The 21,635-nt window shown below is 43.3% G+C and carries 17 protein-coding genes, 1 pseudogene and 1 riboswitch; of the genes and pseudogenes, 5 read left to right on the top strand and 13 right to left on the bottom strand.

What is annotated here, in order from left to right; translation table 11 throughout:
• Positions 1-56: 56 nt before the first annotated feature.
• The 6 genes and pseudogenes from ISALK_RS01720 to ISALK_RS01695 form a co-directional block, all read right to left on the bottom strand.
• Positions 57-887 (bottom strand): YitT family protein, encoded by an 831-nt coding sequence (locus ISALK_RS01720; protein WP_160718500.1) that lies wholly within the window; start codon positions 885-887, stop codon positions 57-59.
• A 111-nt stretch (positions 888-998) separates the two neighbouring features.
• On the bottom strand, positions 999-2,000 hold the full coding sequence (locus ISALK_RS01715; RefSeq protein ID WP_160718499.1) for a virulence RhuM family protein: 1,002 nt from the start codon (positions 1,998-2,000) through the stop codon (positions 999-1,001).
• 401 nt (positions 2,001-2,401) lie between these two features.
• Positions 2,402-4,240, bottom strand: a complete 1,839-nt coding sequence (locus ISALK_RS01710) for a sensor domain-containing diguanylate cyclase/phosphohydrolase (RefSeq protein WP_160718498.1) — start codon at positions 4,238-4,240, stop codon at positions 2,402-2,404.
• 170 nt (positions 4,241-4,410) lie between these two features.
• Positions 4,411-4,503 (bottom strand): annotated as a pseudogene (locus ISALK_RS15495) (hypothetical protein); the annotation flags it as partial.
• Positions 4,466-4,960 carry an FMN-binding protein gene (locus ISALK_RS01700; protein ID WP_160718496.1) on the bottom strand — a complete coding sequence of 165 codons (495 nt, stop codon included), beginning with the start codon at positions 4,958-4,960 and terminating at the stop codon, positions 4,466-4,468. The pseudogene ISALK_RS15495 and the gene ISALK_RS01700, both read right to left, overlap by 38 nt.
• A gap of 312 nt (positions 4,961-5,272) precedes the next feature.
• On the bottom strand, positions 5,273-6,985 hold the full coding sequence (locus ISALK_RS01695; RefSeq protein ID WP_160718495.1) for a peptide ABC transporter substrate-binding protein: 1,713 nt from the start codon (positions 6,983-6,985) through the stop codon (positions 5,273-5,275).
• A 245-nt stretch (positions 6,986-7,230) separates the two neighbouring features.
• Here ISALK_RS01695 and ISALK_RS01690 point away from each other — a divergent pair, with 245 nt between their 5' ends.
• Genes ISALK_RS01690 through ISALK_RS01675 form a run of 4 tightly spaced genes read left to right on the top strand, consistent with a single transcriptional unit; the run spans position 7,231 to position 11,104 of the window.
• A complete protein-coding gene (locus ISALK_RS01690) occupies positions 7,231-8,160 on the top strand; it encodes an ABC transporter permease (protein WP_160718494.1) in 930 nt (309 codons plus the stop codon).
• A 27-nt stretch (positions 8,161-8,187) separates the two neighbouring features.
• Positions 8,188-9,117, top strand: coding sequence for an ABC transporter permease (locus tag ISALK_RS01685; protein WP_201756814.1), 930 nt, complete (start codon positions 8,188-8,190; stop codon positions 9,115-9,117).
• Between the two features lie 15 nt (positions 9,118-9,132).
• Positions 9,133-10,152 (top strand): ABC transporter ATP-binding protein, encoded by a 1,020-nt coding sequence (locus ISALK_RS01680; protein ID WP_160718493.1) that lies wholly within the window; start codon positions 9,133-9,135, stop codon positions 10,150-10,152.
• Positions 10,145-11,104 (top strand): ABC transporter ATP-binding protein, encoded by a 960-nt coding sequence (locus ISALK_RS01675; RefSeq protein WP_160718492.1) that lies wholly within the window; start codon positions 10,145-10,147, stop codon positions 11,102-11,104. The genes ISALK_RS01680 and ISALK_RS01675 overlap by 8 nt, the downstream gene beginning before the upstream one ends.
• Positions 11,105-11,219: 115 nt before the next feature.
• Here ISALK_RS01675 and ISALK_RS01670 read toward each other — a convergent pair whose 3' ends face one another.
• From ISALK_RS01670 to ISALK_RS01655, 4 genes are all read right to left on the bottom strand, one after another.
• A complete protein-coding gene (locus ISALK_RS01670; protein ID WP_160718491.1) occupies positions 11,220-13,058 on the bottom strand; it encodes a sensor domain-containing diguanylate cyclase/phosphohydrolase in 1,839 nt (612 codons plus the stop codon).
• 111 nt (positions 13,059-13,169) lie between these two features.
• Positions 13,170-14,564, bottom strand: a complete 1,395-nt coding sequence (locus ISALK_RS15490; RefSeq protein WP_371723382.1) for a PAS domain-containing protein — start codon at positions 14,562-14,564, stop codon at positions 13,170-13,172.
• 609 nt (positions 14,565-15,173) lie between these two features.
• Entirely contained in the window at positions 15,174-15,488 is a 315-nt protein-coding gene (locus ISALK_RS01660; protein ID WP_160718489.1) for a hypothetical protein, read from the bottom strand.
• 129 nt (positions 15,489-15,617) lie between these two features.
• Positions 15,618-15,857, bottom strand: coding sequence for a MoaD/ThiS family protein (locus tag ISALK_RS01655; RefSeq protein WP_160718488.1), 240 nt, complete (start codon positions 15,855-15,857; stop codon positions 15,618-15,620).
• A 219-nt stretch (positions 15,858-16,076) separates the two neighbouring features.
• Between ISALK_RS01655 and ISALK_RS01650 the strand changes: the two genes are divergently transcribed.
• Positions 16,077-17,135 carry an SAM-dependent methyltransferase gene (locus tag ISALK_RS01650; RefSeq protein WP_160718487.1) on the top strand — a complete coding sequence of 353 codons (1,059 nt, stop codon included), beginning with the start codon at positions 16,077-16,079 and terminating at the stop codon, positions 17,133-17,135.
• 93 nt (positions 17,136-17,228) lie between these two features.
• Here ISALK_RS01650 and ISALK_RS01645 read toward each other — a convergent pair whose 3' ends face one another.
• The 3 genes from ISALK_RS01645 to ISALK_RS01635 all read right to left on the bottom strand — a co-directional run bounded on the left by ISALK_RS01645 (position 17,229) and on the right by ISALK_RS01635 (position 21,479).
• Complete coding sequence (locus ISALK_RS01645; protein ID WP_160718486.1) at positions 17,229-17,666, bottom strand: nuclear transport factor 2 family protein; 438 nt, start codon at positions 17,664-17,666, stop codon at positions 17,229-17,231.
• 81 nt (positions 17,667-17,747) lie between these two features.
• A riboswitch (cyclic di-GMP riboswitch) is annotated at positions 17,748-17,833 on the bottom strand.
• 82 nt (positions 17,834-17,915) lie between these two features.
• Positions 17,916-19,688: an ABC transporter ATP-binding protein gene (locus ISALK_RS01640; RefSeq protein WP_160718485.1), complete on the bottom strand. Its 1,773-nt coding sequence runs from the start codon at positions 19,686-19,688 to the stop codon at positions 17,916-17,918.
• Positions 19,689-21,479, bottom strand: coding sequence for an ABC transporter ATP-binding protein (locus tag ISALK_RS01635; protein WP_160718484.1), 1,791 nt, complete (start codon positions 21,477-21,479; stop codon positions 19,689-19,691).
• Positions 21,480-21,635 lie beyond the last annotated feature (156 nt).

The following is a 21,635-nucleotide window of genomic DNA, read 5'->3' as shown; positions in this document are numbered from 1 at the left end:
AAAAGCCTTAGCTTCAATCAAAATCGTTATACGCCTCCACGACTTTGCTCCTCAGTCTAGGTCATTCGATAATTTCCTAAAACCTCATTCACAAAACCTATACTGATGAATACGTTATCATCCATAGCCCTGGAATATTGCTTTATTTTAATATACTCTCTTTTACTTACAATCGTGCTGATGATTACTTTTTCTTCCCCGGAAAAGCCTCCCTTTCCGGTGTATAGGGTTGTCCCTCGTTGAATTTCATTGATAATGTATTCATTTATTTCATCGGTTTTATCCGTAATAATCAAGAGTTGCATCTTCTTATTCAGGCCGGCGATTACATTATCAATTACCCCTGCATTCACAATCACACCTAGTAAGGCGTAAAGCCCCAATGTCAATCCGAAAGAGATCCCCGCAAACATAACAATTAGAAAATCTGCCAGCAGCAGTGCCTTTCCGATCTCCATGTTGACGAACTTGGTAATGATCTTCGCAATAATATCCGTGCCCCCCGTAGAAGCATTTTCATAAAAGATGATGCCCATACCGATTCCCTGAATGATGACCCCGTAAATCAGATTGATCATTAAATCATCTACTAAGGGCTGGGATATGGGATAAACCATTTCAAACAGGTAAATCATCCCCGATAACAATAAGCTGGAATAAATCGTATAACCGCCGAAATCCTTCCCGATCACGATGAAGGCTAAAATGAACAGGACAATATTGGCTATGATCATGACCAAACCTACGGAAATGATCGGAAAGAAATTGTTCACCACCATGGCAAGGCCCGTAACCCCTCCTACAGCCAAATCTTGGGGGATTAAAAACACATAAAGACCGACGGCCATAATAAATACACCGAAGTTGATTTTTAAAAATCTTTTCATGGATTTCACCTCATTTTCATACTTTTATCTCTAATACTTTTTTCAGTCCGTCTTTTTTGTTCGTAAACTATATTTAATATACGATCATATATGACCATATGATCACCGCTTTCAATTATTATATGTCTCTTCATGTTCCTTTAGATACTTATCAAAATCATCTTTCTCAGGTTTTTCTAATCGATGTTTATTAAATTTCTCATATTCTTTTTCAGCCAGCTCTTTTGCAACTTCATGAGAGATGGAACCTGCATCGGTAAGTATGTCCCGCTCATTGAATTTTAAGAAGGCGTTGAGTTTTTCTTCCCAGTCCTTCATATGCATCGGATTACGTCTTTCTGCTTGATCTTCCCCATAATCCAGGTACATCGTCACAATTCGGTTAAGCGATTTAAGTTCTTTTTCCGTCAAATAATTCTTAGCAACGGCAATATCCCTTTTGCGCACCTTTTGGCCTTTCCAATTGGTTAGGCCCATATTATCTTTAGATGCATCGGCTCTTTGCTCAATAAGCTCTGCAGCGGTATATCCATGAATAGCAAAGTGAAGTTTGTTTTGTACTGTTGCAAAAAATTTCTTTGCAGCATCAGAGTTTGCATCATAATCTATAGATAATGCATAGATATCCGTGATCTTCTTATAAAATCTTTTTTCAGATGCCCGAATATCACGAATCCGCTCTAAGAGTTCATCAAAGTAATCATCCCCGATATTGCGCATATCTTTTAGGCGTTCATCATCCATGGTAAAACCTTTAACCAAATATTCATTTAATCGTTCCGTTGCCCAACGTCTGAATTGTGTTCCTCTGTGAGACCGTACACGGTAACCTACGGCAATGATTAATTCTAAGTTATAAAATGCAACTTCTCTTGTAACCTCTCTATTACCTTCATTCTGAACTATCCGGTTTTTCCGGATAGTTGAACTTTCATCTAGTTCTTTTTCCTTGTAAATATTATTTATATGCTCATTAATCGTTCTTATATTCTTTTGATACAGCTCCGCAATAGCCTTTTGTGTCATCCATAGGGTTTCATTTTCAAGCCTTACATCAATTTTAGTTTTTCCATCCTCGGTCTGATAAATGAGTAAATCGTTTTTATGCTCCAATATAATCCTCCCTTCTAATACAAGTATTCATTTTATCATAAGCTATCCAGTATTTTTACATATTTTCATCTTACTATATAAATTCGATACAACGGAGGAAAAGTCCTTTAAATATGTTGTTTATTTATAAAAACATAACACATCTTTCCTCCATTCACCGACGGATAAAAAACCGCCCCGAAGAAAAATCCGACAAACTTACCATCATCTTTAAAAGTGCCAAGTCCAAAATTGAAAAAGCCGTACTTGGACCGGTGCAATGGAAAATGATAAATGAAGAAATAAAAAGATAACCGCCGGAAGGATCGGAGATACCGATGCCTTGAGGCAGTTTTTTGCTGATAGTAAGGCTCTCTGTCTAGACCCCTTCAAATGATTTTGGGTACAAGCTTTTTTGCGGTTTATTCCGTTTTCCTTATTACTTCCAGCCATTGATCGAAATAATCGGGATCGATGGCGGTACCCTTTGCTTCCGTTAGCTCTTCCAGGGCCTTTTCACAGGAGTAGACTTCTTGTCGGCTGCGGGTACTGGTTAGGTCATCATAGAGGTTGGCAAAGTGAATAATCTGAGACCACAGAGGGATTTCTTTTCCCTTCAGACCCTTAGGGTAACCCTTCCCGTCATAGCGCTCATGATGGGCAAGTAGAGTATCACTCAAAGGAATAAACTCTGTTGAGGAGTTAAAAATGGAGTAACCGATTTCACTATGCCGGGTGATTTCCTGCTCTTCCTTTTTATTCAGCTTTCCTTTTTTCAGTAACAGATCCTCCCTTATACTGATTTTCCCGATATCATGATAGTAGGCGGCTCTTTCCAGATTCTGAAGATTTCCACCTTCAATGCCCATAGAAACACCGATCCTTCGGGAAAGTTCTTTGATCCGCTCTGCATGGCGTTTTTCCTCGGGAGATCGAATAAATAACTGTGCTAAAATTCCATTGATATACTTTTTTCGTACGGTTTCCCGCTCTCGGAATTTCTGACGATACATGCGGGTTTCCGCTTGGCTTAGGGCATCCTCCATCGTGATTCGGGTATGTTTTTTGGTATAGGATCCCACTGAAAAGGATAAGGGCAGATTGCAAACGATTACCTCCTTTGCCAAGTCCTCCATTCTTTTTTGTATCTTTAAGGTTTCCTCCACTCCTGTTTCGGGAAGAAAAACCAGAAATTCATCTCCGCCGGTTCTGGCAACCAGGTCCTCCTTACGGGTGACCTGTTTCACTACCCGAGCCGTCTTTAAAAGGAGCTCGTCTCCCGCTTTATGACCGAAGGCATCATTAACCAGTTTTAATCCGTTGGCATCAATCATAATCATGGACAGGGGTAGATTTCTTTCCACATCCAAGCGCTGCATCTCTTCCTCGATAAAATGGCGATTATACAGACCGGTTAATTGATCATGATAACTGAGATATCTCACCCGTTCCTCCGCTTCTTTAATATGGGTGATATCCACATCAATCCCCTGAAAGCTCTCCACCTCTCCCCGCTTGTTAAGGGTGCAAAACCCGTTGGTCATAACGCTGATCCGCCGTCCATCCTTGGTCTGTAGGGTGTGCTCAAAGTCGGAAACCGTTCCCCCCTGTTTCAGGATTTCTTCTCCAAAGGCTTTCAGCTCCTCCCTTTGATCCTCGGGAGCCAGTTCATAAAAAAACATTTTTCCTAAAAGTTCCTCTTCCTCATAGCCGAAAAGGGCTTTGGCCGAGGGACTGACGTAGGTAAGCTTCCCCTTTGGATCCAGCTCAAAAACCAGGGCACGACTTCGTAAGGTAAGCTCTTCGTAGCGTTTTTTACTTTCTTTCAGGGCCTTTTTTATTTCCATGATATCCGTAATATCCTCAAAGGTTCCCAGCATACCAAATATCCGCTCTTTTTCATCATACAGGGGAATTTTGCTGGTTCGTACATATCGATGTTCCCCTTTCTCATTCACCACATTTTCGATAAAGTTGATTTTCTCCTCCCCGGTTTCCATTACGAATCGGTCATCTTTTTGATAATCCTCCGCGTAAAATTTCCAGGCCATTTCATAATCGGTTTTGCCGATAAGTTTTTCCGGTTCTTCCCATCCGGAATCCTTGGCAAAGGCTTTGTTACAGCCTAAGTATCGACAATTTCGATCCTTCCAGAATACCCTGAGGGGAATGGTGTCAATAACCTTTCGCAGTAAGTCTTCCGACTTTTTAAGGGCCCTTTGCAGGTCCCGGATATTTTTTATGTTCTGTTGTTCGTTCATTTGGTATCCCTGCCTTTCGGTACGTTTGCCTTTGCTATTATTATAACAGCTCTCCTACTTCAGGCCTAGTCTTATTTCTTTACTCCGCTGATTAGAAGCAACACAATATCAAATCTGATCACGATCCCTTTAATCCTGTCATCGGAAGTTCGGTAGGGTATAATCTTCATCAGATACCATCGCCCCTCCTTGCCTTTTACCTCTTTTTCGACTTTCGTCAGATTCTCAAGAACCCTTGCCCCGTCTTTTAGCAAATCCTTCACATCCACATAGACTTTTTCCAATCCTTGGGGTTTGGCCGTAGAACCCGCTTTTTTCCACCTCCCCTTCTTGAAATAGGTCCTCGTCACCGCCGGCTTCCAACAGAGCATTCCGAGCCGCCCGAATGATTCCTAAGCTAGTCAGGGTAGCGCCGGTAACCGTGTCCACATTCGTGGTCTTATGCTCTTCCATGGCGGAAATGATTTTCTCAAAGGCCGGATCCGTCAGCACCGGGGTTTCGTTATGGTCTACCACCTCAATGCTGTGAATATCTTGATCCTTTACGATTACTTTCAGTTCGATGGGACCTTCGTGGCCGGGAGCGCTGGCTACATACTCGCCGTCCTGATATTTTCCTTCGGGAGCCGTCCCCTCTTCTTCTCCGTTACAGGCCCCTAGGGTCACTGCCATTAAAATGAATAGTAAAAACCATGCCGTTTTCTTTTTCCATCCTTTCATTTTACTACCTCCTTGAGTTGTTATTTCTTTGTCAACTTCATTGTAGTAGAGAACAGGCTCTCTGTATTTACACGATTTTTACTATTTTTGCACGCCTGTGACAAAAAACAAGCCTTCACTCCAAACGTCATCAGCCCTATCCTGTTTCCATTAACAGTTAAAGGTTGTTCTGTTTTTTCAGTGAAAGCTTGTCTAATATTTTTTTCCTTCTCTTTGAATAAGTTTAGCCGGACTATTGTTTTTTCTTTTTATCTTATCCCTTCTTTATATCCCCAGCATAATGGATGAAGGGAATGTTCCATTCTAGTTGTGTTATTTCACAATATAAATATTCTTTAATACAGCGCTTCCAAAATCCGGCTGCATATACCCTTTTACATATTCCTGTACGTAGGTATTCTCTACTAAATAGCTGTAGGGAATCATTGCAGCTTCTTCAATCAGTAAAATCTCTTCGGCTTTTTTATACATTTCCATTCTTTTTTCCTCGTCCAGCTCCAGCGAGGCTTCCTGAACCAGACGGTCATATTCTTCATTGGACCAGCCGATCGGTACGATATCATTATCCGTCAGCCATAGATTTAAAAAGGAGGAAGGATCATTGTAAGCATTCCCGCCATAAGACTTAAACCCGACTTCGTAATCCAGCTGCCGGTTTCTTTCCTGGAATACCGGCCATTCGTTAGGATCCAATACAATGTTGATTCCCAAGGCTTCGCTGAATACGCTTTGAAAGTATTCTCCCAACTCTCTTCCCGGAGGTCCCGGCAGCATAATTTCAACGGAGATATCTTCCGGATCCTTATCGATACCGAGCTCTTCCAGCCCTTCCAAAAACAAATCTTTCGGTTCCGGACTCCGGGCTTCAAGTTCCTTTACCAAGTCTCCCGCATATTCTCTGAAGTTTTCATCCTCTACGGTGATCGGGTGCGGCACCCAACCGTAGGCCGGCTTCGTCATCCCGCTATTGATATCCCGGGAAATTTCTTCCCGGTCAAGGGCCAAGGAAAAGGCCTTACGCACCTTATCGTTGGAAAACAGCTCTACTTCATGGTTCATAAACACATACGCCGTTCGGGGAAGGTCTCCGGTAAGCTTTTCAAAGCCCCCCTTTGCATCCAGACGCTCCACCCATTCGGGACTGGTGACGCTGGTAATATCAATATTCCCGCTTTCCAGCTCTCCCATCAGGGCTGCTTCTTCATTGATGATCCGCATATTTACTTCTTCCAGCATTACCGTGTCCGCATCCCAGTAATTCTCATTTTTTGATAAAGTGATGCTGCTGTTGTGAATCCACTCCTCCACCACAAATGGTCCGGAAAAAACCAGTTTATCCGCTTCCGTGCCGTAAGAGCTTCCGTGTTCTTCAACGATATCTTCTCTTTGGGGAATAAAACCTCTTCCATTGGTAAGGCTCAAAAAATAAGGAACCGGATATTCTAAAGTAATCACTAAGGTTTTATCATCCAGCGCTTCGATCCCCGCTTCGGAAATTTCCATCTCCCCCTGAGCAATTTTCTGGGCATTTTTCACTTCATGAAGCACCGAAGAAATCGGGGATGCGGTCTCAGGATTCAAAATCCGCTTTACTCCATACTCATAATCCATGGCGGTTAATGGTTCTCCATCGGACCACTTGGCCTCCCGAAGATGAAAGGTCCATTCCATACCGTCTTCGCTGACTTCCCACTCCGTTGCCGCTCCGGGAACCACAACGGTTTCTCCGTCTTCATCGACTTCAAGGCGGGTCAGAGTCTCCATAGTTTGTAAAAGCACACTGTTGGAGTACATATCCGAAGTTTTTGCCACGTCCAGGGAATCCGGCTCAGCCCCAAGAGACATATTCAGGACCTGGTCCTCTTTAACCAGCCCCGCTTCTTCAGAACCGGCCTCATCAGAACCCGGCGCTGCATGCTCTCCTTCCGCTTCGGCACCGGCCCCTTCTTCCGAGCCGCAGGCCGCCACAACTGTCAAACACAGTACTAGCACACCGACAAACAACATTCTCCTTAAATTAATCATACACTTACCTCCCTAATTTTCATTTTTGTTATTTATTTAACTTTTAAATCCAGCCTGAAGTATAGCATAGAATTTTTTCTCCATCCAATTGATTTTTCTTATCCATTGGTAAAAGCCTACTAAATTTTAAAATGGTAGGAATCTTTAATCTTTTTTAAAATCTATTGCTTTATATTATTAATCGGTTATACTAATCAAGGTTTATATTGTTAATTTATAAGCAAAGTGATTAGAGGAGGTATTCGATGATTACATTTATTCTAAAACGAATCGGTTATGGAATTTTGACCCTATTTATCGTTATCAGTATAACCTTTATATTGATTCGGTTGATTCCCGGCAATCCCATTGAGCGTATGACGGAGGAACTTCCGGAACAAACGAGACTCCAGGTTCAGGAACAGTACGGCTTTAATGAACCCCTAAGGGTTCAGTACAAAAATTTCTGGCGCGACTTAATTTTTGAACAGGATCTTGGCGAATCCCTTACCTATCGTGGTCGTAAGGTTTCCGATACCATTGCCAACTATGCACCGATTTCAGGACGTCTGGGAGCCCAGGCGCTCCTCTTTGGAGTGTCCTTCGGTGTTTTATTCGGCCTATTTGCGGCTTTCTTTCGCGGAAAGGTACCCGATTACGGCGTAATGTTTCTTTCTATTTTGGGCATCTCCGTACCCAGCTTTGTATTCGCCGCATTACTACAGTATTTTCTAGCAATTCAATGGGGGCTCTTACCCATCACCGGCTGGGGTACGCTGCAGCATACTTTTCTGCCAAGCCTTGCCCTGGCCATGGGTCCGTTGGCAAAATACGCCCGGTACATGCGGGCCAATTGCCTGGATGTGTTGAATCAGGACTACATACTGACGGCCCAGGCGAAAGGGGCTTCCCAGTTTCGAATCATCCGAAAGCATATTTTCAGAAATTCCATCCTGCCTATTGTGACTCTTTTGGGACCTCAGGTGGCGATGATCTTTTCCGGGTCCTTTGTTATTGAACGGATTTTTTCCATCCCGGGGCTCGGCTCTTATTTTGTATCCTCGGTAACCGACCGGGACTACACCATGATCATGGGACAAACCATTTTTATTGCCAGTCTGTATATTATGTCCCTGGTGGTGGTAGACATTCTGTATGCACTGATTGATCCCAGAATAAAAATATCCGGGTCCTGATGGGCTAAACATTTTGGAGGTGACGTTTTGGAAAAAGATTATATAGAATTTCAAGTTGAAGATTTCCAGCCCTTCCGGCGGGAGGATGCCGCCGATGAGCTGGCGGGAAGACCCAGTATTTCCTATTGGCAGGATGCCTGGAGAAGGCTAAAAGCCAATAAAGTTTCTCTGATCGCCCTGGGGATTTTGCTGCTGTTGTTTATAATGTGCCTGATCGGTCCTTTTTTGACCCCCTATACCTACCACCAGCAGGACGCCTCGATGATCAATCAGTCCCCGTCGGCGGAGCACTGGTTCGGGACCGACAATCTGGGGCGGGATATTTTTACCCGGATCTGGATCGGCGGGAGGGTTTCCATCGGCATCGGTCTCATTGGAGCCTTAATTGACGTGATCCTCGGGACCCTCTACGGCGGGGTCGCCGGCTATTTCGGCGGCAAACTCGATACCGTGATGATGCGAATCCTTGAGATCCTGGTCAGCGTTCCCTATTTAGTGGTGGTGATTATTGTCTCGTTAATTATCGGCCAGGGAATTCCTTCGCTGATTATCGCAATGACGATTACAGGCTGGTGTCACATGGCCCGGCTGGTACGGGGACAAATCATGCAGATTAAAGAACAGGATTACATCTTAGCCGCTAAGGCTCTGGGAACCCATCCTTTTAAAGTGATTTTCCAGCATCTGATTCCCAATACCCTGGGGGTAATGGTGGTTGCCGCAACCTTTGATATCCCCTCCTTTATTTTTGGAGAAGCCTTTCTATCCTACATCGGTTTGGGGGTTCAGTCCCCGATGACCAGCTGGGGGGCCCTGGCTTCCGGCGCCCAGCAGAATATGGCTTTTTATCCCTATCAGATGTTCTTTCCTGCATTGATGATCAGTTTAACGATGCTGTCTTTTCAATTGTTGGGGGACGGTTTGCGGGATGCCCTGGATCCGAAACTACGAGAATAACAAAGGAGGTTGATTATGGAACCCTTATTGCAAGTTGAAAATCTTCAAATAAATTTTCACACTTATGCCGGAACCATACAGGCGGTACGAGGACTGGATCTCAGTCTCTATCCAAAGGATGTGCTGGTGGTCGTCGGAGAATCCGGATGCGGAAAGACCGTCATGTCCAAGAGTATTTTGCGGCTGCTGCCGAAAAAAATTACCAAAATACCCGATACCTCGAAGATCCTCTTTGAAGGGTCGGATTTGCTCCGATTAAAGGAAAAGGATCTTCGAAAAGTGCGGGGACGGGATATTTCCATGATCTTTCAGGATCCCATGACGTACCTGAACCCCACGATGACCATCGGGGAGCAGATCGCCGAGAGTCTGATGATTCATGAAAAATTATCGAAAAAACAGGCTATGGAAAAATCCATCGATATATTGGAGCTGGTAAGGATCCCGAACCCCAAGGAAAGAATCCGCCAGTTCCCCCATGAATTTTCCGGGGGTATGCGCCAGCGGGTGGTGATTGCCATTGCCCTGGCCTGCAGCCCCAAGGTTCTGATCGCCGATGAGCCCACCACGGCCTTGGATGTGACCATCCAGGCGGATATTATGGACCTTTTGCTGGACCTTCGGGAAAAACTGAATATGTCCATTATTCTAATCACCCATGACCTGGGGCTGGCGGCGGAAATCGCCACAAAGATTCACGTGATGTATGCCGGGAAAGTGGTGGAAAAAGCCACGGCGAAGGACCTCTTTAACCGCCCCGCCCATCCCTATACCCGGGCGCTTCTTCAATCCGTTCCCGATGTTGCCGGTCTTTCCAAGAGCCGTCTTTATTCCTTAAAGGGCCAGCCTCCGGACCTGTTGAATCCTCCCAAGGGGTGCGGCTTTATGAACCGCTGCGCCTTAGCGATGAATGTCTGTGCCAAACATGAACCCCCGCTTTATTCGTTGTCTAAGGACCATTCCTACCGCTGCTGGTTGGGCCATCCCCTGGGGGAAAACAATAACTCGGAGGAAAGGAGGGATTTCAATGTCTAATGTGTTGTTGGAAGTAGAAAACCTCAGCAAGGAGTTTAGGTTAAAGCGTAAACAAACCCTCTCCGCGGTAAATCAGGTGTCCTTTAAAATCCAAAAACAGGAAACCTTAGGGGTAGTAGGGGAGTCGGGCTGCGGCAAGACTACCCTCGGACGGACCTTGATCAAGCTCTATCAGCCCACCTCCGGCAAGGTTTTATTCGACGGAGAGGATATTTTCAACCTGAAGGGCAAAGCCGACCGGGCTTATAAAAAACGCGCCCAAATCATACTCCAGGACCCCTACGCCTCGTTAAACCCCCGAATGACCGTCGGGGATATTGTCTCCGAAGGTCTGGCCCTGCACGGAGGCTATCGGGGTAAAGCGAAAACCCGAAGGATTCAGGAACTGCTGGAGATGGTAGGACTTAACCGGGAACAGGCCTCCCGCTTTCCCCATGAGTTTTCCGGCGGGCAGCGGCAGCGCATCGGTATTGCCAGAACCTTAAGCGTCGAACCGGAGTTTATCGTATGCGATGAGCCGATTTCCGCCTTGGATGTGTCGATTCAAGCCCAGATCGTCAATCTTTTAATCGATCTGCAAAAAGAGCTGGGCCTTACCTATTTGTTTATCGCCCATGATCTTTCCATGGTTAAGCATATCTCCGACCGTATTGCCGTAATGTACTTAGGAAATATCGTAGAGCTGGCAGACAGCCAGGAGCTGTACCAAAACCCTCAGCACCCCTATACCAAGGCCCTGCTTTCATCGATGCCCAGCACCGATATTTTGAATCCTATGCGGAATCGACGAATTAAAATGTCCAAGGAAATTCCAAGTCCGATCAATATACAGAAAGGCTGTCGTTTTTATTCTCGTTGTGCTCAAGGAGATGAGCATTGTCGACTCCAAGACCCGGAACTAAAAACGCTGAATAGAAAACATCAAGTTGCCTGTCATAAAATAATCCTATAAAAGACACCGCCTTAGGACTTTATAGAATCCTACAGGCGGTGTCTTTTATAATGATTTTTTTCAAGTGACATAGCTTTCGTTAGCTGGTTTTCTACGTATTCTATATTGCCTGTATTTAGCTCCTCTTATCTAAAACTTCCATCCATTGATCAAAGTACTCGGGATCGATGGCGGTGCCCTTTGCTTCCGTTAGCTCTTCCAGGGCCTTTTCACAGGAGTAGACTTCTTGTCGGGTGCGGGTACTGGTTAGGTCATCATAGAGGTTGGCAAAGTGAATAATCTGAGACCACAGAGGGATTTCTTTTCCCTTCAGACCCTTAGGGTAACCCTTCCCGTCATAGCGCTCATGATGGGCAAGTAGAGTATCACTCAAAGGAATAAACTCTGTTGAGGAGTTAAAAATGGAGTAACCGATTTCACTATGCCGGGTGATTTCCTGCTCTTCCTTTTTATTCAGCTTTCCTTTTTTCAGTAACAGATCCTCCCTTATACTGATTTTCCCGATATCATGATAGTAGGCGGCTCTTTCCAGATTCTGAAGTTTTCTGCCTTCAATGCCCATAGAAACACCGATCCTTCGGGAAAGTTCTTTGATCCGCTCTGCATGGCGTTTTTCCTCGGGAGATCGAATAAATAACTGTTGTAAAATTCCATTGATATACTTTTTTCGTACGGTTTCCCGCTCTCGGAATTTCTGACGATACATGCGGGTTTCCGCTTGGCTTAGGGCATCCTCCATCGTGATGCGGGTATGTTTTTTGGTATAGGATCCCACTGAAAAGGATAAGGGCAGATTGCAAACGATTACCTCCTTTGCCAAGTCCTCCATTCTTTTTTGTATCTTTAAGGTTTCCTCCACTCCTGTTTCGGGAAGAAAAACCAGAAATTCATCTCCGCCGGTTCTGGCAACCAGGTCCTCCTTACGGGTGACCTGTTTCACTACTCGAGCCGTCTTTAAAAGGAGCTCGTCTCCCGCTTTATGACCGAAGGCATCATTAACCAGTTTTAATCCGTTGGCATCAATCATAATCATGGACAGGGGTAGATTTCTTTCCACATCCAATCGCTGCATCTCTTCCTCGATAAAATGGCGATTATACAGACCGGTTAATTGATCATGATAACTGAGATATCTCACCCGTTCCTCCGCTTCTTTAATATGGGTGATATCCACATCAATCCCCTGAAAGCTCTCCACCTCTCCCCGCTTGTTAAGGGTGCAAAACCCGTTGGTCATAACGCTGATCCGCCGTCCATCCTTGGTCTGTAGGGTGTGCTCAAAGTCGGAAACTGTTCCCCCCTGTTTTAGGATTTCTTCTCCAAAGGCTTTCAGCTCCTCCCTTTGATCCTCGGGAGCCAGTTCATAAAAAAACATTTTTCCTAAAAGTTCCTCTTCCTCATAGCCGAAAAGGGCTTTGGCCGAGGGACTGACGTAGGTAAACTGCCCCTTTGGATCCAGCTCAAAAACCAGGGCACGACTTCGTAAGGTAAGCTCTTCGTAGCGTTTTTCACTTTCTTTCAGGGCCTTTTTTATTTCCATGATATCCGTAATATCCTCAAAGGTTCCCAGCATACCAAATATCCGCTCTTTTTCATCATACAGGGGAATTTTGCTGGTTCGTACATATCGATGTTCCCCTTTCTCATTCACCACATTTTCGATAAAGTTGATTTTCTCCTCCCCGGTTTCCATTACGAATCGGTCATCTTTTTGATAATCCTCCGCGTAAAATTTCCAGGCCATTTCATAATCGGTTTTGCCGATAAGTTTTTCCGGTTCTTCCCATCCGGAATCCTTGGCAAAGGCTTTGTTACAGCCTAAGTATCGACAATTTCGATCCTTCCAGAATACCCTGAGGGGAATGGTGTCAATAACCTTTCGCAGTAAGTCTTCTGACTTTTTAAGGGCCCTTTGCAGGTCCCGGATATTTTTTATGTTCTGTTGTTCGTTCATTTGGTATCCCTGCCTTTCGGTACGTTTGCCTTTGCTATTATTATAACAGCTCTCCTACTTCAGGCCTAGTCTTATTTCTTTACTCCGCTGATTAGAAGCAACCAAATTCCGCTACTTTTCTCTTAACTCCGTATTTTCCTGTGACAGTTCATTAATTCGATGTTTCTGAGCACGAACCATGGTTATGTCCACAAAACTGATCACGATCCCTTTAATCCTGTCATCGGAAGTTCGGTAGGGTATAATCTTCATCAGATACCATCGCCCCTCCTTGCCTTTTACCTCTTTTTCGACTTTCTTCAGATTCTCAAGAACCCTTGCCCCGTCTTTTAGCAAATCCTTCACATCCAGATTGTGGGAAATATGACTAAGAGGCCGCCCCACATCCCCATCCAGAAGATTCAGCTGTTTTTTCACTCCCGGGGTAAATTTTCGAATTCGCATGTTTTTATCAATAAATATCGTGCCGATTTCCGTACTGTTTAAAAGATTATTCATATCATCATTCAGTTCCGTCAGCTCTTCGATTTTGTTTTGATACTCGGAGTTTACGGTATAAAGCTCTTCGTTTACGGACTGAAGCTCCTCATTGGTACTTTGAAGTTCCTCGTTGGAAGCCAGAAGCTCCTCGTTGGTAGCCTGAAGTTCTTCATTGGAAGTCTCCAGTTCCTCAATCGTTGCCTGCAGGGTTTCCTCTTTATGGTTTAGTTCGTACTCCAGGTCCGTAATTCTTCGGACGGAGTTTTCTTTTTCATCATAGACTTCTTCCAATCCTTGGGGTTTGGCCGTAGAATCCCTTTTTTCCACCTCCCCTTCTATAAAGGAAACAATCCAAAACTGCTCTTGGGAGGTTTTGCTGTAATAGGGCTTTATCACAAGCCGGATCTTTTTCTCCGAGAGCCGAATTCCTTTATAAGAAACACTCTCCCCCGTTGCCCTTGCCCGTTTGATTGCGGTATGCAGGGGAATGGACAGAGCCTTGTTAACCATTTTTAAAATATTAAAGCTTAAGCTATCCTTTGGCAGAGCCAGATAGGGGTTGACATCTCCGAAAACGTACACCAGATTATGTTCATCGTTAATGGCCACCGTTGCCGGTGCATAATCCTTCATTACTTCCCGGGCGATCTCTTCGTGAAAGGTTTTGTTTTGAATCTCCTTAAAATAGGTCCCTACTTTTTTACCCGGCGAAGGGGAGTGGATCTTTTTGATCGGGTCCCCTCGAAGGCTGCCCAGAATGTTCTTCTTATCCCCTTCTCTGACACGGTAGAGCTTCCATTTGCTCGATATGGTTTCAAAGGAATTGATCATATCTCCAAGGGATTCACTGGCTCCGAGAAAAAGATATCCCTTTTGCCTCAAGGCGAAATGGAAAAAGGAAAGCACCTTTTTTTGGGATTTGGGATCAAGATAGATCAAAACGTTCCGACAACTGAGAAGATCAATCCGATTAAAGGGAGGATCCTTTAGAAAGTTTTGTCGGGCAAACACCACCATTTCTCGAATTTCCGTTCGAACCCCTCACACGGGGACGGTTCATTTGTGAGGTTTCAAGCAACCACGCCATTTCATTAGTCCATTAATAATCTTAATGATAATAAAAAAACACTTTCCGTTCACATATTACTCCTCTTTAAAGTACTATTCTACAAAACCCTCTCCAAATCCTTTATTTTTTGAGAATTGGTTCCAAAAAAACCTTCGGCATTTTTCGCATAATAAAAGCTTCTTTTGAAATCAACCACAAATTGCAGTCGCCATAAAAGAAGCTTTACCTCAGAGCCTCACAATAGAAGGTTCTATTGTTAAGTTTTCAAGCAGATACCCTGCTACTTTCAATAAATATTTTTATCATTTTTATCTTTACAAGGGATTTTTCTCAATGACTTTTATTGTTTTTTGCACATCTTTCGCTTTTTATAAGTCAAAGGGACCGAACTGGTCCTTCCCAGCTTATAGTGTTTACAGGATTTCGGTCCATAGCAAAAAGATTCGAAGCGGTATTTTTTAATATCCCGGTCCAAATCCTGTTGGAACTCCTTATGATCAATCCCTCTTGCAAATCGGTTGAAATGATGAAAAACACCCGAACTATCAAGTGTGTTAACCACTTTTTCATTCTTCCATATCTGCATGTTCTTTTTTCTCATGAAATCCTTTTTGAAAAAAGATATTGTTCATTGCAAATACAAAACCTAGAATCATTGCAAAACCCATATCATTAAGGGAGTATACCTCAACGATAAATAATACAACAAGTAATACGATAACGACAGAAAAATAGTAAACTGTTTTTTTCCTTTTCAACTTCCCCGTTACCCTTTGAATCGGTTCAAAGGGTCTTAAAACACTTTTATTAACAGCTTCAAAGAAAAACGAAAACACTCCGATAATAATACCAGTTACTATAGCAAAAATAAATGGATTCATCAATACCATCTCCTCTCTTTTATATTTGATTTCAGATTTCTTGTGCAGACTTTGAATTATAAATAATGCCTCGGGATAAAATACTTCCCGAGGCTTGTAACAAATTGTAATTAATAAAATTCAATAAAACTACATCCCCCCTGTTGGTGGAAACACGGATACGGTATCTCCATCTTTTAAAGGTGTTGTAAGCTCTGCATCAAGACCATTGACTAACAAAATTTTAATATCTTCTTTGTTAACATTTAATGCTTCCACGGCCTGTTCAACAGTATCGCTGCCTGTTAAATCATACATGCATTCTTTGGTGCATACTTCTTTTTCCCGGCCTTCCCGCAGTTTTGAAAACAACTTTACTTTTACACCCATGAGAATCCTCCTTTCCATAAATAGTCTCTAAAGTAATTAAGCATTTTGTATGATATTTCGATTAATGGTATTCATTTTTTTACCCTAGGCTTGAAATTTGAAACTAAATTTTTTTCAAAATTATGATCATTCCGTTTACTGAGAGGTTTCCCGGGTATATGTGCCTTGATAAAAGAGGTAATATTATAAGCAAAATACTTTATACTAGGAGGTTACTAAATGAGATTTGAACCGCTACTGGAGAAAAATAAAATCCCGGATTTTCTGATTCGTTGGGGAGCTCGTCGTATGACATCAGCCAGATTGAAGGAAATAACATCCTACAGCGCAGAAGAGCATCAACAATATCTCACTCAATACATTGAGGATTTAACAAAGCAACCGATTGCAATAAATACTGCGGAAGCTAACGATCAACACTATGAAATCCCTACAGAATTTTTTCAGCATGTTCTAGGTACTCATATGAAATACAGCTGCGGATATTGGAATAATCCGGTTCCTTTTAAAGAACTGAAAGATCATTTAAGCGATGCGGAAGAAGCCATGCTAAAGTTGACATGTCAACGGGCGGAAATAGAAGATGGGCAAAATATTCTAGATTTAGGGTGTGGTTGGGGCTCTTTAGCGCTGTATATGGCAAAAAAATATCCTTCAGCGAATATTTGGGCGCTATCCAACTCCGCTACACAAAAGTCTTATATTGATGCCAAGGCTAAGGAGGAGAGTTTAGAGAATCTTACGGTGATTACGGAAGATATCAATGACTTTACCACGGAAGTACGCTTTCACCGTGTCATATCTATTGAAATGTTTGAGCATATGCGAAATTATGAACAGTTGATGAATAAAATTTCGGAGTTTTTATTGCTCAGGGGACGGTTATTTGTACATATCTTTACCCATCGAACCACGCCCTATGCCTATGAAGTGCGAAGTGATAATGATTGGATGACCCGACACTTCTTTTTAGGCGGCACTATGCCCAGCCGGGATTTGCTTCATTATTTTACCGATCGGTTTTCATTGGAAAGACAGTGGGCGATTTCCGGTATACATTACCAAAAAACCCTGGAAGCCTGGCTTCAACGTATGGATGAGCAAAAAGACATAATCATGCCTATTATGGCTGAAATAGAAGGGGAAGATGAAGCCTTAAAATGGTGGGTTTACTGGCGGGTATTTTTCATGGCCTGCGCCGAGTTCTTTTCTTTCCACGACGGAGATGAGTGGTTTATCAGTCACTATCTTTTTGAAAAAAATATGTTAATATCCTAAAAAAGAACGCTCTTGACTTTACGGCTTAAAGAGCGTTCAGTACGAACCTTTACAGATTCCCTGCAGCTTTTATTTTTACTCTAAGGCTGTTTCCTATAACCCTTTTTGCATTTGATTTACTACGGAATTGACCATTTTTTTTGGCAACCATGAGGAGGAAGCCTGCTCAGCAAGACTGAGCCGGTCATACACGGTGCTGACATCTTGGATTTTATCTTTGTTAAATTTGTAAGAACACATCGTCAGGAATGTCACCTTCTCCCCTTGCATTACTCCGGATATTTCATGCTCATAAATAGCTCGATCCCCTTGAATCACTTTTTCCGAACCCACATCTCTGAATTTCAGATTCGTTGTGTTTTTATGGAACCAGTCCAAGTATCGGTTCATCTCTTCCCGTCCACAGAAACTTCCATGAGGGTTGTGCCAACAGAAGTCATCGGTTATAAGAGACATCAATTTTTCCCGGTCCTGCTCTTCCAAGGATTTCACAAAATCGTTCATCATAGCTACTTTTTTCTCATCAGACATTTTTTCACCTCCTTTTCCGATTCAGCCGATTGAGGTTGCAGAGACACTGTAAAGAAACCTAATGACAAAAACAAAAAAACCGACCTGTTAGGCCGGTTACGCTACTCACTCCTCCGTAACAGGAAGCGTCCAAATCTGGTTACGGGATCTTCGTGTCCTCTTAAGTTTCTCCTCGAAATGCATGTTTGTTTGGCTTATACCCCATTTGGTTAATAATTAACAGAACATTCTTAAAAATCAACAGATATCTTAACCTGCCCGCTCTTCCCTTTCTTTTTTGGAAAACTGGGTGTGATAAAGCATACTGTAGTAGCCTTTTTGATCCAAAAGGGTCTGATGATCTCCCCGCTCGATGAGTTTCCCCTCCTGAATGACAAAAATCTCATCGCTGTCTTCAATGGTGGAGAGGCGGTGGGCGATGGTGATGCCGGTTTTCTCTTTCATCATCTCTTTTAAGGACTCTTGAATCAGCCGCTCGCTTTCCGTATCCAGGGCGGAAGTGGCCTCATCCATCAGTAGAATAGGACTATCCTTTATGATGGCTCTAGCAATGGAGATCCGCTGTTTCTGTCCTCCCGAAAGTCCGAGACCCCGTTCTCCGATCACGGTATCGTAGCCTTTTTCCAACTTTATAATAAAGTCATGGGCATTGGCTCTTTTCGCCGCTTTTTTGATTTCTTCCTCACTGGTATTTTCCCTGCCGTAGGAGATATTCTCCCCAATGGTTCCCGTAAATAGATAGGGATTCTGGGATACATAGGCTAACTCTTTTCGAATATCCCGAATCTCGGTGTCCGCCGTGGAACGGCTCCCTACAATGATTTCTCCCTGATCGATTGAATAAAGGCCTAAAAGAAGCTTTAAAATCGTGGATTTTCCCCCGCCGCTTTCTCCCACTAAGGCGATGGATTTTCCTTTTTCCATGGCAAAGCTTAGATTATTAATAACCGGGGTTGCTTGATCCTTTTCATAGGAAAAGCGAACGTTCCGAAATTCAATGTATTCAGGCTTACCAATTTCCCGTTGCTTCCCGGACTCTTCGATTCTTGGATTGATCACAGAAGGTTCATTATCTTCATCGATGATTTCAAACACCCGGTCCAATGAAGCCCTGGCTCCTTGTAAGGACTGATTAAACTGGGGAAGGAAGTTCAGCACTGAGTTAATGGCCCCTTGAAGATTGGTAAAGGCCACGACTACACCGATACTCATCCATCCCAGGGTGATAAAAAGAATTCCGAAGACGATGATGAACAAAAAACTGCTGGTAAAGGCCAGGTTGCTGAGGATTCGAAGCTTCGCCTGCTGTCGGCTTCTTTGATAGGCTTTTTCATAGACCCCTTCGTTTACTTCCTCCATTTTTTCCTTTAATAAGTTCTCAAGGTTATAGGACTTCATCACCTGAAAACCTTGAAAAATATCCGTAAGATTTTGGGTGAACAATGATTTTCTGTTTTGCACTTCATCACTGAGAACTTTCATTTTTTTCGCCGACCCCTGATTCAGCTTAAAGATTACCAGGGTAAAAATCAAAAATACGATGGCCAGCCGATATTCCAGCACAAACATATAGATAACGGCGGCGGTTCCTAAAATCAATAGATTGGCAAAATTTAAGAAACCTTCCTTCAAAAAAGTCTCGAATTCTGTTAGATCGTTGGTCAGTCTTGAAATGGTATCTCCCGAGTGCCGGCTTTTATGATAGGTATAGGGAAGATTCATGGTTTTCGCAAAAGTTTCCCGGCGGAGTTTTCCCATCAGCACCGCAATGTTTTTTCGCCCGAAGTAGGCAAAGATCGGTGTGGTAATAAAAAGCAGAACCACAGTAATTCCGGAGATGATTACCACTCGGTAAATCAGCGCAAACTCCCCTTCTGCGGCGTAGTCAAACACGTACATTAACAGGGTGGCTAGGGTCAGATTTACCAGGGCATTCCCAAGTCCTAATAGAATAAAGGGGAGGATGAACTTCAAGACTTTACTTTTTTGGTTGTCAAAAATTCGTAGTATCTGCTCCTTCAATTACATCGCCTCCCTTTTTCCGTTTTCCATTTGTTTTTGATAAAGGCTTCGGTAATAGCCGTTGCTTTTAATGAGTTCTAAGTGACTACCCGTTCCTACGATCTCTCCATCTTTTAGAACAATAATCTCATCGGCGTCTTTAATTGTGGATAACCGGTGGGCAATAATGATGGATGTTTTTTCTTTTAACTCGCTGTCCAAAGCCTTTTGAATCAAGCTTTCCGATTCATTATCCAGGGCCGAGGTAGCTTCATCCAACAAAACAATATTACTGTCCTTCAGAAAGGCCCTTGCTAAGGAGATTCGTTGTTTTTGTCCTCCGGACACCCGGTCTCCAAGTTCTCCCACCACCGTATGGTATCCCCGATCAAGATTTTTGATAAATCCGTGGGCATAAGCCTTTTCTGCAGCACTGATGATTCCACCTTCACCGACTTCAGGCTTCCCGTAACGAATATTTTCCTCTACATCTCCGGGAAACAGATACACCTCCTGAGGTACGAAAGCAATATTTTGGCGAAGGGCCTTTAAATTCCAATCGGAAAGATCCTTTCCCCCGATTTCTATTTTCCCCGAAACCACGGGGTAAAAACCCAGCAAAAGCTTGCTAAGGGTGGTTTTCCCGCTTCCACTTTCTCCCACCAAGGCGATCTGTTGGTTCTTTTTAATACTGATGTTGATGTTTTTCAGGGACGGCTCCGTAGCACCGGGATAGGTAAAGCTTAGATTTCGAATGGCAATGACCTCTTGATCAGACTGCTTTTCCCACCGAAAGTTCTCATCAAAAGCCAAAACCTTTCCGCCGGTTCGCTCCTCGCTTAAATTGATTACACTTTTTACCCGCTTGTAGGCCGCCAAATCCCCTTTTCCGTTTCCAATCAGCATTGGAATTTGAGATAAGGGAAAGGATAAATAGTTTAGTAAATTGGTAAAGGCAATTAAGCCTCCCAGGGTTAAATCACCGATGCTGATAAAATAGGCACCAAAACCGAAGGTGATGAAAAAGGGCAGGATGGAGACAATCCCCGACAAGGAGTTGATAAACGCCTTACTTTTCGCCACGGCGGTATCCTTTTGCACGCTGTTTTCCACTTCCGGTGTATACTTTTTCATTAATCGGTCATTCAGATGAAAGGCTTTTACCACTTCAATCCCCTTAATGTACTCCGTGTTCATGGTATTGATTTTTCCCATGGCTTCGCTGTATTCCGTGGTCTTTTTACCGATGGGCTTGCCGATGATATTGGATACCACCAGGATGACCGGGATCATGGCGACGGAAATCAGCGTCAGAATCCAGTTTAAATACAGTAGATAAGCCAAGGATAATACCGCTGTCAGGGGTACAAAAATAAAGTTATGTACCCGTTCCTTGGTAAATGTTTGAATTTTGTTTAAGTCATTGGTCAACTTCGAGATAAAATCTCCCGAATGGGCTTTCTCCACTTCTTCCACGGAGGTATCCATCAGCTTATCCGTGGACTCTTTTCGTAGATACTTCAAGTTCTTTTCCGAATATTTTTCCGAAGCCAGGGTCCGAAAATAAATCAAAACTAAGTCCACAGCAAAAATAAGGACCATCACCCCCAGCATCCCCATGCTGAAATCATTTTCACCCACCAGGGAGTCCATTAAAACCCGCAAATAATCCGCAATTACGATTTGTATTAAGGACAAAAATATGGTTGTCACCAATACCCCCGTCAGTAATCCTTTATAGGGTAAATCTTTGATCATCTGTAATAAATCCTTCAAGAATGAAGTCTCTTTAGCTTTCTTTTCTTTTCCCAATGCTCCGCCTCCTAGAATGATTGTGTCTTATCTGTATATCCATATTCTATATGAACTTCATCTTTTAATGAACCCTCTTGGGACAGATATTCTCTCCGCCTTGAGGCTGAGAGGGATTGAAAAAAACGCCGTTTTCCTAATGGAATTCAGCGTTTT

It is taken from the genome of Isachenkonia alkalipeptolytica, assembly GCF_009910325.1.
In the GTDB taxonomy this organism is placed as follows: domain Bacteria; phylum Bacillota; class Clostridia; order Peptostreptococcales; family T1SED10-28; genus Isachenkonia; species Isachenkonia alkalipeptolytica.
The sequence above is the reverse complement of the archived record's forward strand: the minus strand, read 5'-3'. Positions and strand labels throughout refer to the sequence as shown.

Coding starts and splice junctions, on each gene's coding strand:
- ISALK_RS01720 (WP_160718500.1), bottom strand. CDS start 887: ATGAAAAGATTTTTAAAAATCAACTTCGGTGTATTTATTATGGCCGTC.
- ISALK_RS01710 (WP_160718498.1), bottom strand. CDS start 4,240: ATGAACGAACAACAGAACATAAAAAATATCCGGGACCTGCAAAGGGCC.
- ISALK_RS01700 (WP_160718496.1), bottom strand. CDS start 4,960: ATGAAAGGATGGAAAAAGAAAACGGCATGGTTTTTACTATTCATTTTA.
- ISALK_RS01695 (WP_160718495.1), bottom strand. CDS start 6,985: ATGATTAATTTAAGGAGAATGTTGTTTGTCGGTGTGCTAGTACTGTGT.
- ISALK_RS01690 (WP_160718494.1), top strand. CDS start 7,231: ATGATTACATTTATTCTAAAACGAATCGGTTATGGAATTTTGACCCTA.
- ISALK_RS01680 (WP_160718493.1), top strand. CDS start 9,133: ATGGAACCCTTATTGCAAGTTGAAAATCTTCAAATAAATTTTCACACT.
- ISALK_RS01675 (WP_160718492.1), top strand. CDS start 10,145: ATGTCTAATGTGTTGTTGGAAGTAGAAAACCTCAGCAAGGAGTTTAGG.
- ISALK_RS01670 (WP_160718491.1), bottom strand. CDS start 13,058: ATGAACGAACAACAGAACATAAAAAATATCCGGGACCTGCAAAGGGCC.
- ISALK_RS01660 (WP_160718489.1), bottom strand. CDS start 15,488: ATGAATCCATTTATTTTTGCTATAGTAACTGGTATTATTATCGGAGTG.
- ISALK_RS01655 (WP_160718488.1), bottom strand. CDS start 15,857: ATGGGTGTAAAAGTAAAGTTGTTTTCAAAACTGCGGGAAGGCCGGGAA.
- ISALK_RS01650 (WP_160718487.1), top strand. CDS start 16,077: ATGAGATTTGAACCGCTACTGGAGAAAAATAAAATCCCGGATTTTCTG.
- ISALK_RS01645 (WP_160718486.1), bottom strand. CDS start 17,666: ATGTCTGATGAGAAAAAAGTAGCTATGATGAACGATTTTGTGAAATCC.